Origin of the sequence: Polaribacter aestuariivivens (assembly GCF_005885675.1) — a bacterium.
GTDB classification, from domain to species: Bacteria; Bacteroidota; Bacteroidia; order Flavobacteriales; family Flavobacteriaceae; genus Polaribacter; species Polaribacter aestuariivivens.
In genome coordinates, this window is the sequence record NZ_VANR01000002.1 from 195,540 (window position 1) to 208,422 (window position 12,883).

The 12,883-nt window shown below is 31.0% G+C and carries 12 protein-coding genes; 1 reads left to right on the forward strand and 11 read right to left on the reverse strand.

What is annotated here, in order from left to right; genetic code table 11:
• Positions 1-56: 56 nt before the first annotated feature.
• The 6 genes from FDT66_RS04040 to FDT66_RS04065 form a co-directional block, all read right to left on the reverse strand.
• Positions 57-1,583, reverse strand: coding sequence for an ATP-binding protein (locus FDT66_RS04040; protein WP_138534876.1), 1,527 nt, complete (start codon positions 1,581-1,583; stop codon positions 57-59).
• Positions 1,584-2,381 (reverse strand): hypothetical protein, encoded by a 798-nt coding sequence (locus tag FDT66_RS04045; RefSeq protein WP_138534877.1) that lies wholly within the window; start codon positions 2,379-2,381, stop codon positions 1,584-1,586. It abuts the gene before it with no gap.
• On the reverse strand, positions 2,378-3,634 hold the full coding sequence (locus FDT66_RS04050; RefSeq protein WP_138534878.1) for a DNA methyltransferase: 1,257 nt from the start codon (positions 3,632-3,634) through the stop codon (positions 2,378-2,380). Before FDT66_RS04050 ends, FDT66_RS04045 begins: the two co-directional genes overlap by 4 nt.
• Positions 3,631-5,886 (reverse strand): hypothetical protein, encoded by a 2,256-nt coding sequence (locus FDT66_RS04055; RefSeq protein ID WP_138534879.1) that lies wholly within the window; start codon positions 5,884-5,886, stop codon positions 3,631-3,633. The genes FDT66_RS04050 and FDT66_RS04055 overlap by 4 nt, the downstream gene beginning before the upstream one ends.
• A gap of 1 nt (position 5,887) precedes the next feature.
• Positions 5,888-6,118: a hypothetical protein gene (locus FDT66_RS04060; RefSeq protein WP_138534880.1), complete on the reverse strand. Its 231-nt coding sequence runs from the start codon at positions 6,116-6,118 to the stop codon at positions 5,888-5,890.
• 267 nt (positions 6,119-6,385) lie between these two features.
• Positions 6,386-8,593: an endonuclease MutS2 gene (locus FDT66_RS04065; RefSeq protein WP_138534881.1), complete on the reverse strand. Its 2,208-nt coding sequence runs from the start codon at positions 8,591-8,593 to the stop codon at positions 6,386-6,388.
• Between the two features lie 98 nt (positions 8,594-8,691).
• Here FDT66_RS04065 and FDT66_RS04070 point away from each other — a divergent pair, with 98 nt between their 5' ends.
• A complete protein-coding gene (locus FDT66_RS04070; RefSeq protein ID WP_138534882.1) occupies positions 8,692-9,357 on the forward strand; it encodes a uracil-DNA glycosylase in 666 nt (221 codons plus the stop codon).
• Positions 9,358-9,564: 207 nt separating this feature from the next.
• Here the strand turns inward: FDT66_RS04070 and FDT66_RS13990 are convergent, their stop codons facing one another.
• From FDT66_RS13990 to FDT66_RS04090, 5 genes are all read right to left on the reverse strand, one after another.
• The gene (locus tag FDT66_RS13990) at positions 9,565-9,705 is read right to left on the reverse strand and encodes a hypothetical protein (protein WP_171032311.1); all 141 of its coding nucleotides are present in this window, start codon (positions 9,703-9,705) and stop codon (positions 9,565-9,567) included.
• Between the two features lie 19 nt (positions 9,706-9,724).
• Positions 9,725-10,585 (reverse strand): substrate-binding domain-containing protein, encoded by an 861-nt coding sequence (locus FDT66_RS04075; RefSeq protein ID WP_138534883.1) that lies wholly within the window; start codon positions 10,583-10,585, stop codon positions 9,725-9,727.
• Positions 10,586-11,455 (reverse strand): nucleoside phosphorylase, encoded by an 870-nt coding sequence (locus tag FDT66_RS04080; RefSeq protein WP_138534884.1) that lies wholly within the window; start codon positions 11,453-11,455, stop codon positions 10,586-10,588.
• Between the two features lie 3 nt (positions 11,456-11,458).
• Entirely contained in the window at positions 11,459-11,782 is a 324-nt protein-coding gene (locus tag FDT66_RS04085; protein WP_138534885.1) for a translation initiation factor, read from the reverse strand.
• 67 nt (positions 11,783-11,849) lie between these two features.
• A complete protein-coding gene (locus tag FDT66_RS04090; protein ID WP_138534886.1) occupies positions 11,850-12,797 on the reverse strand; it encodes an isopenicillin N synthase family dioxygenase in 948 nt (315 codons plus the stop codon).
• Positions 12,798-12,883: the final 86 nt, after the last annotated feature.

Genomic DNA, 12,883 nt, shown 5'->3' on the forward strand with positions numbered 1-12,883 from the left:
CTTTAGGATTGGCTGTTGCGAATTGTAAATGTGCTTGGCTTTTAGTGTTGGCATAATCAAATATTATTTTTATCAATAATAAAAGGAACTCGCATCAAGTCATCTTTAATATGCTTTATTGTATCTGGCTGTAATGTAGATTTCATAAAGTAAGCTTTCCATTCAGAAACTGCATCATAAACACATTGTCTTAAATAATTTAAAATACCATTCGCACCATCTAATTCATTCCAAAACGGATGATTTTTATTTACAATTACAATTATTGTGTTTTTATCCGAAATGGAATCATTTATCACATATGGGTCATTTGGAGACATTTTGTCATCAATATAAAGCTTGATTGTTAAGCCATCAAGTTTTATTATCGTTGGTTCGGTCGATTCAACGATTGCCTTTTCAATTTGTTTATTAGATTCAACTATTAAGGAATCTGGTGGTACGACTTTAGTTAAAACAATGTCATTTAACTCACCTGAATTAAATTCTGTTAATAATGAATCCAAAGCAAAGTCAAAATCTTCATCTGATGGAGCTCTTTCATCAACAGCATTTTTCCTATACTCATTTGCCACTTTTCTAAAATCGCCTATTTGTTCTAAAATAGCATCATCTAAATCGTCCATTTGTGTTCCTTCCCATAGTATATTATCTTTTGTGTGGCTTACTTCAAACCCTTCTAGAAAAAGCTCTCCAACTAATCTCTGATTTACAAGATTATTTATACCTCCTTCTTGCTCACCATATATAGTTTCAGGTTTATAACCATTTGGAGGACTTTGAATAACTCTGTTTCCTTGAACTAATGCAAATCCACCTTTACTTCTACTTCCACTACTCAAAACTCCAGCCCAACCAGTAACTTTTTTGCCGTCAATGTCAAATTCAAAATCTCTCCTGTATGGAACTCCTTCCGAATTTTTAACAAAATCCTCATCCGAATAACCATTCCAACCGAGTTTTTGGTCATTCCAAAATAGGTCAAGCATATTTGATGAAACATCAAAACGGTAAATCGAGGATAGATAAGATTTAATTTTACCAATGGTCATACCTTTAAATCTTCTTCGCAAATTCTTGACTTTAATAATCGTATAATGGTCATTTTTATCAACATCTTTTGGTTGGATGTCTAAAGCTAAATCTCCTTTGGAAATAGTTTCAATATCTAGTGTCACGGAATATTCTTTATCATCGCCTAATTTAGTTGTAGTTATTGTCCATTCATCACCAAGCCAAAAAGATGCAGTCTTCATTCCTAAACCATAACGACTCCTTCCTGAATTGTCTTCAGGAGGTAATCCTATTTGAAACGCTTTTTTGAGTTCACTTAAAGACATTCCCATTGAATTATCAATAATCTCAAAAAAATCCTCATTAATATTATTACCCTTAAAATAATTTATATAAACACTTAAATTTCTTTGTTCTTCTGCATAAACTATATCCAAAGTCTCCTGATTGTTTAAGTACGCTTGAGTTGAATTGTCAACATATTCAGCTAGTGCAAACCATATTCGATATGCTAATCGCTTATAAGAATTAATAATGTCCGGTGTGAAGTTTATATTTATTTTTTCCATTTAATTTATGTCTAGGTAATATTCGTTTTTATTCGATACGTATAACATATATTTTTTTTCTAGTTGTAAAAAATGAGTCCGACCAGAAATGACTATATATGTCTTTGCTTTATCTTTTAAAATTTTCCATTTTGTTTTTTTGCCTCTGAAGAAAATTATTATGTCAGTACCATTAGGTTCTCCAATAAAGGTTGGTGTATATATTTCCATTGTATTACTCAATCCTTTCACAAAAGCACTATGAGATTTATCCCTATAAATGAATGGAGTATCTCCTGAAATCCTATAAAGCTCAAATCCATTTAAGCCCTTGTATATTTGAAATACACTTAAATAAGAATTGTATTTTTTTACTTCAATTTCCCATTGAGGTTTTGGCTCATTTACAATAACCATTACTTTAGGTTGTATGTTGTCAATCATTTTTTCCAACTCTACCAAATCCAATGCGTTATTTTTTGAGTTAATATATTTCGCAACTTTTTTTGGAGCGTAATATCCTGTTGAAAACACCCTGACTTGTTTTTCTACGTGACCATCCCAAGAATGTCTTCCCATTTCAGCCTCAATTATATACCATTCTTTATAATCATTCCTGACCATTGCTAAATCAGGTTTCGAGTTTTCTCCATTTTTTGTACTTATTTTTTGAGAAAATGGGATTCCAATGAAATCTGGATAAACTTCGTGCATTTTTGATAAAAATGTATCTTCGAAATGCTTTTCATAGAAAGACAATGGGTCAATTTCATCATACCATTCAATATTTGTATCTAATACTTTTGATTTACCAATCATTTTATTTGTCCTAAAAAGTGTTTTGTACTTTCTTGTATCAGCTTATATGTCAAGACGGATTTACCGTTTATTCTATTATTGTTTTCAAAGGGATTGATATCAGATAAAATTACAATTCTATCAGTTGCAGTCGCCTTTCCTTTGGTTTCTCCCCAAATTCTTGTTGTTTTATCTACACCTTCAATGTAATCTGAAAAAACCCAAACATTTTTAAATAATTTATTCTCTTTAACCATCAATGAAAAGTCTCTGGCAAGAGGTACCACATTATTCTTCGATTTAGCTACATCTCCAATAACAAATACAGCTACACCATTTGGTTTTAGCATTTTCTTAAATTCAGTTAGTGTTTTTTTTGAGAACTGAACCCATTGATTAATATTTAAATCATCATCTAATTTTTTAGAAATTTCAATTGGGTCAGAATCCAAAAACCAAGAACGTATCCAATTTTGTTTTGCATAATTGACAATGCCTAAATATGGAGGAGATGTCAATAATAAATCTACTTTTCCTTGATATTTTTTAAGTTCTTCCGATTTGGAAATTTCTTTTGCATCACATTCTAAAATGTAAGATTCCTTCTTCGGAGATTTATGTTTACTAAAAACGCGCTCAACTTTTTCTTTTAGAATATCAAACACATTGCGTTTAACTCTGTTTAGTTCTTTAGTTTGAACAAAACGTCTTACATATTCAGGTGACATACTGAAAGTGTTAGGCATACTAATAGATAAATATCCAGAAGTACCATCCTTACGCTCTCCACCGTGCATAATTCCTAAAATTGCTCCTATTAAAAATTCGTCTACATCATTTTTTGATGTTAATAGAATATCTTTTAAATAACATAATTGAGCGAGAGTAGCTTGATGAAAAATCAAATGAATTTCGTCAGATTCGGATTGAGCTTCAGGCAAATAAAGAACATAATCATAGTCATTTTCAAGTTCGTCAATTCTGGTAATTATATCTTCTTTTACTAATTTATGACTCTTTGCTTTGCTCAAAGCCAATGCGATTGGATTTAAGTCCGAACCAAAAGATTTTCTATTTAAAATTCTACTTTCTAAAATAGTTGTTCCACGTCCAGAAAAAGGGTCGAAAACCAAATCATTTTCATCTGTAAAATATTTTATAAAATATCTAGCTAGAGAAGGAGGAAACGCACCCAAATAGGAGCATAAAGAATGTAAAGGGTCTGAATCACTTTTATCTGCCCAAGGTGTTATATGTTTTTTCTCTTCAATCATATCTCAACGCTTTCTTGTTCAACGCTTTCAATGATTATCGATTCAAAAAAGTCATTTATCATTCCACATACTGTTTCACTGGCATTCCTCAATTCAGATTCTTTAATTTTTTCATAAGATTCCGTTGGAATTTCTTCGTCATCTTTTGTCAAAACTGCATCCGGACTATTTTTATCAAGAACAAAAGCGTGAAACGAAATATGTTCTAAATATTTATTCTTGATATTTTGAACAGCTTCATCATTTTTCCTTTGTGCTCTTTCAACTAGTTTTTGAAGATTTTTATTTTCTTCTGAAACATAAATAACAACTTCGTCTTGGTCACTAATAACACTTGCTACACTATGTTCATTCCAATTGTTCTCTTCGAAAAATGGATGTTCCTCTCCGATAAAATCTACTCTAATATTCGGAGATTTATTTTTACCCTTTTCATCATTACCAGAGTCTTCAGGTCTTTCTATTATCTCAATTTCAATTGATGATGACAATGATTTTTGACCAATAGGTCTTAAGTCAAGAGTGATTTCTCCTTTGTCTCCAATTTCAGCTTCTTCATTAGACTTGAAATAGGCAATGCCATAACCATTGTTTACTCTAGCTGTTCCAGTGAAAGACCCAAGGGATTGTGGGTCAATAAAAGCTGCAAAAGTTTCTACTTTAGCAAAATAATTTGGGTGAGCATCTGTTTTGAATTTTATAGAAAAAGATTTGTTAGCAAAAACCTCTTTTGGCGAGTTTGTTGTTATTTCGAAAAATGTTGGTGGGTCTTCAAAAGGTATTTCTGGTAGTTTTTTAGTTGGTGAACTCTCGCCAACTGTAGAAGTTGTCACTGATGTTCCACTGCCTGAACTTTGTAAAAATGTATTTATTCTTCTCGCCAGTCTTTTCTTTAAACTATCAAGTACTTGCGTGTCATCTTTTGTGAAATAGCGTTGTTTACGTTCTTTGTCTAGTTGTTTCAATCTATCATCTTCACTTAAAGTATCAACTGTTAATTTTTTTAATTCATCTACGATTGCAGTATCTTTTAATGATTCTCTTGTACTACTAAAAAGTTGTCTTTTTGAATCATTGTCTAAATAATCAGCTTCAATATGAACAATAAGGTACCTATCTAAATATGGCAATTTTAGTTCTTTTTTAATAAGACCATTTCCTAAGGTTCCTTGCTTTTGTCCATTATGAGTGATTATAATTGGATTGGAAATACTTGCATAGTGTTTTATTCTATCTCTTGGGTCCTTTCCTAGAGTATTTAAAACCCACCAGTAAATGGTTACTTTTCCTGTCTTAAATGTTAGTGTAACTTGATTTCGATAATCTAAATTGTCGGTATAAGTTAAAAGTCTATTGTTACCAGTTACGGTTCTGTTTTCTTTTCTTCCTCCTCTTCTGTCTGATATTGTAAATGGAATTATTGGGTCGAATAAATAATTATGTGCCAAATACCAAAGTGAATTTGATGGTGTTGTTATCTTACCTTTGTATTTTCCTAAATCCATTAAAACGTGGCGCACTAATGTTCCAGGTTCAAAGCTGTCGTCTTCAATTTCAAGAGTAAAAGGTTGACCTGTTGTTTTATCAAGCATATATTCATACCATTCGTGTTTGTCCTTTTCGATATCTCCAGGATTAATTCGAACAATAGTAAATGAAACTTTACTTTTACTTCTGCCATCTTTTTTAAAATGTGGTTTTGAAATAATTATAGTGTAATTATTATATGCTAAAGCAGTAGAACCACCTTGTCCGAATGCTCCCATCAAGTGAAGTTTTCCAATTTTGTTACTACCGTTTAAGTCTAAAATAGTCTTTGAAAAATCTTCTGGCTCTAGACCTATTCCTTTGTCTCTTATTTCAACAGTCGGTTTTGTGTCCTTTCCTGAATCATAAAGAGTTACTTGTACTTTGTCTGATAGATTTTCGATTTTTTTATCCCTTGCGGATTTTATTGTCGAGACTTTCCCATGTTCTATATCAAACCAATTTTCAACTGCTTTTCTTGGAGAACGAAAACCTTCAGGTTCTCCTTGATTTTTCCATTCTTTTTCTAATACAGCATCTATTGCATTTGTTATCCTTTCAGTAACACCTGCTGCTGGGTCTGTACCAATGTTTATTGTGGCAAGATTATTTCTACGTTTACCAACATTTTCCCAAAGTATTTTACTTGCTCCAATTTTTTTGATGACATTAGTTACTGCCTTTGGAGTATAGGCAGTCATAAGTTCTTTAAATATTTCGTCCATATTAGAAATTGAATGATTCTGTATTACTTTTGAGATTCTTTTTATAAAGAGTCTCCATTGTTTTTAATTCCTCTTTAATTGCTTTGACCATTTTGTTTAAGTCTTCTTCATTGTATTCATAGTTGTTTACATTTGAACACTTTGAAAGACTTCGTATTCCTTTGAGAATATTGTCAACTCTACGTGAAGCAACTCTTTTAAAACGGTCTTTTTTTAGTTCAGAATTTTCCATTATTTATGTTTTCTGATGTTATATAGTTGCAAATATAAAAATATAAACTACATATTAGTAAATATAGTTTGATTTTTTCAGAGCGTTGGAAAAGAGAAAGCTCTTTTTATTTCGTGAGGCACGAGCAAAATGAAATGTGCTTGAACGTGCGGTTGGCTTTTCATAGCTTGTGTTCAACTTAAGACGATTATGACATCGTTTTAATGATCAATCATCAACCTTAGCGAAGTTAGTATTTTTACAATAAAAAATAAAGGGTGAAAACACCTATTTTTTGGCTTTTTCTACTAATTCTAGCTTTTCTACAGAAGTTTTTGTAGTAAAAACACCATAATTAATGGTAACGCTTTTTTTGTCTATCTTATCAATAGTACCAATAGAGTTAGAGCCTGTAATACGCACTCTGTCGTTAATTTTGTAATTGTAATCAGCTTTTTCTTTGGCTATTTTTGCAGCTTCAATTTTTTTCTCTTTACGAACTTCCACCACTTTTTCCAACACTTCTTTTTCTACTTTTTGTATCACTTCTTGCATTTTTTTCTCAACTACTTTTGCTTTTTGCTTTTGTGATTTTGTTTTTAACTTTACTGGGTTTTTCTTAGCATGTTTTACTTTCTCGTCTGCAACCCATTTGTTAAAATTGGTGTTTAATTCTTTTTTATTGTTGGTTTGAAAGTATTTGTTTAGTAATTCGTTTGTTTTTCTACCTAAAGAAAGCATTTTTTGGTTTTGGTCATACAATTCTTGAAAACCAGCTAATTTTGCCTGTATTTTGTCTTCTTTTTCTTGCAAACTCTCTAAATGCTCTTTTCCTTTGGTTTTTTGTTTTTCTAAATTGTCGGAGTTTTTTTGCAATCTGGTGCGTTCTTTCTGTAATTTAGAAATGGTTTTGTCTAAACGAATTTTTTCGTTTTCAACACGCTTTTTTGCTTGGTTAATTAAACTGTAAGGAATACCATTTTTTTGTGCCACTTCAAACGTAAAAGAACTACCTGCTTGCCCCACAAATAATTTGTACAAAGGTTCTAAAGAACGTTCGTCAAACTGCATGTTTGCGTTGGTTACATTTTCTAATTCTGCCGCCAAAACTTTTAAGTTAGAGTAGTGGGTTGTAATAATTCCGAAAGCTTTTTTATGATAAAATTCTTCTAAGAAAATTTCAGCCAAAGCACCACCCAATTCTGGGTCTGAACCTGTACCAAATTCATCAATTAAAAACAGTGTTTTTTCGTTGCATTTTCTTAAAAAATAACGCATGTTTTTCAATCGATAACTATAAGTACTTAATTGGTTTTCAATAGATTGATTGTCGCCAATATCCGTTAAAATAGTATCAAAAATATAGGTTTTACTTTTTTCTGCTACAGGAATTAAAATACCACTTTGCACCATTAACTGTAGCAAACCAATGGTTTTTAAAGTAATAGATTTACCACCTGCATTGGGCCCAGAAATTACAATAATTTGTTGTTGTTCATTCAGCTCAATACTTTGCGGAATTACCTTAAGATTTTTTGCGGTATTTTTTTTCCATAAAATAGGATGATACGCATCTATAAATAACACCTTTTTTTCTCTGGTAATTTCTGGCAATAACCCATTAATTTCTTTGGCGTATTTTGCTTTTGCAGCAACAGCATCAATATGCGTTACGTATTCTAAATACTCTTTAATAAGTCCTATTAACGGACGAATGGTATTGGCAAGATCTCGTAATATTTTTACAATTTCTTGCTTTTCTTCGTACAATAAGTTTTGGTATTCACGCGCATACGCCAATGTTGCTTGTGGTGCTATGTACACAATATTTCCAGATTTTGATGCGCCCATTAAACTACCAGCAACCTTTTTTCTGTGCATTGCCAAAACTGCTAACACACGTTGATTGTCAATTACGGTTTCTTTAATATCATCTAAATAACCAGCTGCAATGGCTTTACTTAAAGCACTAGAAAAACTTGCACCAATTTTACCACGAACGTTATTAATGTCTTTTCGAATTTGTTTTAACGAGGCAGAAGCATTGTTTTTTACAATTCCACTTATTTCTATGATTTTTTTTATTTCATCATCTACAAAAGTGGTAAATTCTATTTTTTGAGTCAACTCAAAAAAGGTAGGAAATTGGATTTTAAATTTTTTAAAAAACTTGATATGTTCATTTACGGTTAAAGAAATACTTGCAATTTTTAAATAAGCTTCTGCTTCTAAAAAACTGTTTTCAATATTTAGCCTATGAATGCTTTCAGTAATATTGTCAAAACCATGATTGGGAATTCTATTTTCACTTTGAAACGATTTTAAGTATTCGTCTACCAAATGCAACTCAGAAAAAAGTAGTTTTTTGTTAGAAATGGGCAATATTTCATGCACACGTTCTTTACCCAAACCAGAAATACAATGTTCTGAAATGTGGTTTAAAACAGTGGAAAACTCTAAATCTTGTAATGTTTTTTCTGAAATGTTATTTTTCAAAGTTTAAAATTTAATATTCAAGGTTTTTTGGAATCTAATAAGTAACTTTGAATTCAGAATATTACATTTTGAATTCTTAAGTACAAAAATAAGAAACAATGCAAGTAAAAATAGCTGATAGCTGGAAAAATATTTTACAAACTGAGTTTGAAAAACCATATTTTAAACAATTAACAGCTTTTGTGAAAGATGAATATTCAAATCATGTTTGTTACCCAAAAGGAAAAGACATTTTTGCTGCATTTGATTTTTGTGCTTTAAACGATTTAAAAGTGGTTATTATTGGTCAAGATCCTTATCATGGACCCAATCAAGCAAATGGTTTGTGCTTTTCTGTAAAAGATGGTATTGCGCATCCACCTTCATTAATTAACATTTTTAAAGAAGTGGCTACGGATTTAGGTAAAGAATATCCGAAAAGTGGCAATTTAGAAAAATGGGCAAAACAAGGTGTTTTATTATTAAACGCAACGTTAACTGTGAGAGCACACGAAGCTGGAAGCCATCAAAAACAAGGTTGGGAAACGTTTACAGATGCTGTGATACAACAAATTTCTAAAGAAAAAGAAGGTGTTATTTTTTTACTTTGGGGCGGATTTGCAAAAAAGAAAGCCAAATTAATTGATGCCAAAAAACATCATATTTTAGAATCTGGACATCCAAGTCCGTTAAGTGCCAATAGAGGTTATTGGTTTGGAAATAAACATTTTTCTAAAACCAATGCTATTTTAAAAGATTTAGGAAAAGATGTGATTGATTGGTAATTTTTTAAAGTAACAAAAACCTACCTGTAATTTATAATTGCTAGCAAATAAGTGTAGCCCTGATTGAATGACATGTTTGAGCTCTTTTTAATGCTGAAAACACAGCATTGAAAAAGCGAGTAATGAAAGCAGGAAATAGCTCCAAAAAAAAAATCCGCTAAAAAAAAAGCGGATTCATTGAATTTGAAATTAAGAAACAAACAGGTTTTATAACAAATCTGCCTGCTTTAATGTTGTTTGAATAGTTGTGTTTGCATCTGCTAAACCGCATGATTTAGAGGTGCTTCTACATGAAGAAAAACAAATAATTCCTATAATACAAATTGCAACAAATACTACTTTTTTCATTTTTTATTCTTTTAAAGGCCTAAATGTACATATTTTTTATGAACTCACCTGAATTTTTCTTCTCTTCGATAACGTTGAACCGTATCATTTTATTTTGAATACGGGTAATTAAATTTTTTGTCATGGGTTTGCCATCATTCCATTCTGTGATTTTTAACCATTTTTGAATGTCTTTTAGCTTTTGTTCGTAACGTTTTGCTAAGATTTCGTCAATATTATCAATGTCTTTAAAATCGGTTGTTTCTTTGTTAATAATGTCTAAAACTTTTTTTACTTCGTCGAAATTATTTTCTAAAACTTCGTTTCTAACAGCAATGACGAAACATGGCCATGGAGTAGGACAATTGTCTACTCTTCTAAAAGTACCATCGTCTACTAAAGGTTTTGTGGTAAAATGTTCCCACATAAAATAATCTGCTTCACCATTGGTTAAAGCATCAATACCACCTTGTAAATTTCCAACAACTTTAAACTTTAGTTCGTTAATATTCCACCCTTGGTTGTAGGCATTTACAATTGCCATTAAATGTGAACCAGAACCAAATCTACTAATTGCTATGGTGGCTTTTTCTAAATCTTCAATTTTTTTAAAAGAAGATTTTGCACCCACATGAATGCCCCAAATTAATGGTGTTTTTACATATGTTTGTACAATTTTTGATGGATTTCCAGCTGCAATATCTTTGATAATTCCTTCTGTTAAAACAAGTGCAATATCTACAGTTCCGTTTCTTAGAGCTTTACACATTTGCCCTGTTCCACCTGGATAATCTTGCCAACGAAGGTTGATGTTTTCTTTGGTATATTCTTTATTTTTAAGTGTTAAATACCATGGATAGTTAAAATGTTCTGGTACACCACCAATTTTTAAATCTGTCATTTACGAAGTAAGCTTTAAAAGTGCATATTCAATTAAATTTTCCACCACTTTTTTAGGGTTTTCACTAAAAGTACCATTTGCTCTGTTTGCAATTATGGCATTTAAGGAAACTGCATGGTGACCTAATAATTTAGAAAGTCCGTAAATAGCAGAAGTTTCCATTTCTAAATTGGTAATGATATTTCCGTTAAAGTTAAAAGAATCTATTTTGTTGTTTAGCTGAGCATTTTCTAATTGCAATCGTAAAACCCTACCTTGAGGACCGTAAAATCCGCCAGCAGTAGCTGTAATACCTGTAAACATTTTTTCGGAAAGAAATAATTGAGCTAATTTTTTACTGTTTTCAATTAAAATTGGATGCGCTTTTTGGGGATTCCAATTGGTATGTTTTACAAATGCGTTTTCAATTTCTTTATTGGAAATAGCATCAATTTGATAGGAGTGAAGCATTCCATTTAAATCTAAACCATGAGAACTCATTAAAAAAGAATTTACAGGAATGCTTTTTTGTAATGAGCCAGAAGTTCCAATTCTAATAATGTTTAAAGAAGTTAATTCGGTTTTAGGTTTTCTTGTAGTTAAATTAATATTTACAAGTGCGTCTAATTCGTTTAAAACAATATCAATATTATCTGGTCCAATACCTGTAGAAATTACGGAAATTCGTTTGTTATTGTAAGTTCCTGTAGTGGTTTTAAATTCACGTTTTTGAGTTGTAAATTCAATAGAATCAAACAGTTTTGTAATTTTGTCAACTCTATCTTGGTCGCCAACAAAAATAATATCTTTAGCGATGTTTTCTGGTTTTAAATTTAAATGATAAACACTACCATTTTCGTTTAAAATTAATTCAGATTGTTGTATACTCATATATTACCCTCCAACTCTTTTTACTTTAAAACCTTTGTCTTTAAGCATCGTCATTATTTTATCTCTGTAATCTCCTTGAATTATTATTTTATCATCTTTAAAACTGCCACCAACAGATAATTTGGTTTTAATTTCTTTGGCTAAAATTTTAAAATCGGAAGTAGCACCAGTATAACCTTCTAAAATAGTAATTGGTTTTCCTTTTCTTTTTTCGTATTTACAAAGTATAGGATCGTCTTGTAACCAAATATTAGATTGCTCTTTTTTAGGTTCTTCAGATTCTTGGTGATCTGGAAATAAGTTTTTTAGTTGATCTTTTAAATCCATTTTTTTCAGTTTTCTGTCGCAGTTTTCAGTCAGTTGCACTCTGCAAATTGTGACTGAAAACTTAAAACTACTTTTTCAATCCTAATTCTTTTAAACGTTGATCTAAAAATTCACCAGCAGTAATGTCTTCAAACTGTTTTGGATTGTTTTCATCTACACAGTTTTCTAAAACATCTAGTTTCATTTCTGAAATTGGGTGCATAAAAAATGGAATGGAATATCTTGAAGTACCCCACATTTCTTTTGGAGGATTTACAACTCTGTGAATGGTAGATTTTAGTTTGTTGTTACTGTGACGCGAAAGCATATCACCAACATTAATCATTAATTCGTCAGGTTCAGCCATTGCATCAATCCATTCTCCTTTATGATTTTGAACTTGCAAACCTTTACCTTGTGCGCCCATTAATAAAGTAATTAAATTAATATCTCCATGAGCAGCAGCTCTTTCTGCACCTTTAGGTTCTGTTTTTATTGGTGGATAATGAATTGGACGTAAAATACTGTTTCCGTTTTTTATGTATTCATCAAAATAGGTTTCTTCTAAACCTAGATGAAGTGCTAAGGAACGTAGTACATATTTTGCTGTTTTTTCTAGCATTTTATAGGTTTGTTTACCAACTTCATTAAACTTTGGAAGTTCTTCAACAATAACATTATCTGGATATTCTTTGGCTCTTTTTGGATCGTCTTCTACATATTGTCCAAAATGCCAAAATTCTTTTAAATCGCCTTCTTTTTTACCTTTTGCAGATTCTTTTCCGAAAGAAACATACCCTCTTTGGCCTCCAATTCCAGGAATTTCATACTTTTCTTTTGTTTCAATTGGTAAATCGAAAAAGTTTTTTATTTCACTATATAAGTTTGAAACTAATGTATCGTCTAAAAAGTGACCTTTTAAAGCCACAAAACCTATGTTTTCGTATGCATGACCAATTTCATCTATAAATTTTTGTTTTCTATTTTCATCATCAGATAAAAAGTCTGCTAAGTTTACGCTTGGTATTTTGTTCATTTTTTTTAGTTTGATAAATGAAAGTTAAAGTTACTAAAAAATCAGGAATATTGATTTATAGTTGGTGTTTTTTGATTTAAAAAAGT

What these genes read in the sequence shown, in the direction of transcription:
- FDT66_RS04085 (WP_138534885.1), bottom strand. Translation starts at nt 11,782, where the DNA reads ATGGATTTAAAAGATCAACTAAAAAACTTATTTCCAGATCACCAAGAA.
- FDT66_RS04040 (WP_138534876.1), bottom strand. Translation starts at nt 1,583, where the DNA reads ATGGAAAAAATAAATATAAACTTCACACCGGACATTATTAATTCTTAT.
- FDT66_RS13990 (WP_171032311.1), bottom strand. Translation starts at nt 9,705, where the DNA reads ATGAAAAAAGTAGTATTTGTTGCAATTTGTATTATAGGAATTATTTGT.
- FDT66_RS04090 (WP_138534886.1), bottom strand. Translation starts at nt 12,797, where the DNA reads ATGAACAAAATACCAAGCGTAAACTTAGCAGACTTTTTATCTGATGAT.
- FDT66_RS04060 (WP_138534880.1), bottom strand. Translation starts at nt 6,118, where the DNA reads ATGGAAAATTCTGAACTAAAAAAAGACCGTTTTAAAAGAGTTGCTTCA.
- FDT66_RS04050 (WP_138534878.1), bottom strand. Translation starts at nt 3,634, where the DNA reads ATGATTGAAGAGAAAAAACATATAACACCTTGGGCAGATAAAAGTGAT.
- FDT66_RS04070 (WP_138534882.1), top strand. Translation starts at nt 8,692, where the DNA reads ATGCAAGTAAAAATAGCTGATAGCTGGAAAAATATTTTACAAACTGAG.
- FDT66_RS04055 (WP_138534879.1), bottom strand. Translation starts at nt 5,886, where the DNA reads ATGGACGAAATATTTAAAGAACTTATGACTGCCTATACTCCAAAGGCA.
- FDT66_RS04080 (WP_138534884.1), bottom strand. Translation starts at nt 11,455, where the DNA reads ATGAGTATACAACAATCTGAATTAATTTTAAACGAAAATGGTAGTGTT.
- FDT66_RS04045 (WP_138534877.1), bottom strand. Translation starts at nt 2,381, where the DNA reads ATGATTGGTAAATCAAAAGTATTAGATACAAATATTGAATGGTATGAT.
- FDT66_RS04075 (WP_138534883.1), bottom strand. Translation starts at nt 10,585, where the DNA reads ATGACAGATTTAAAAATTGGTGGTGTACCAGAACATTTTAACTATCCA.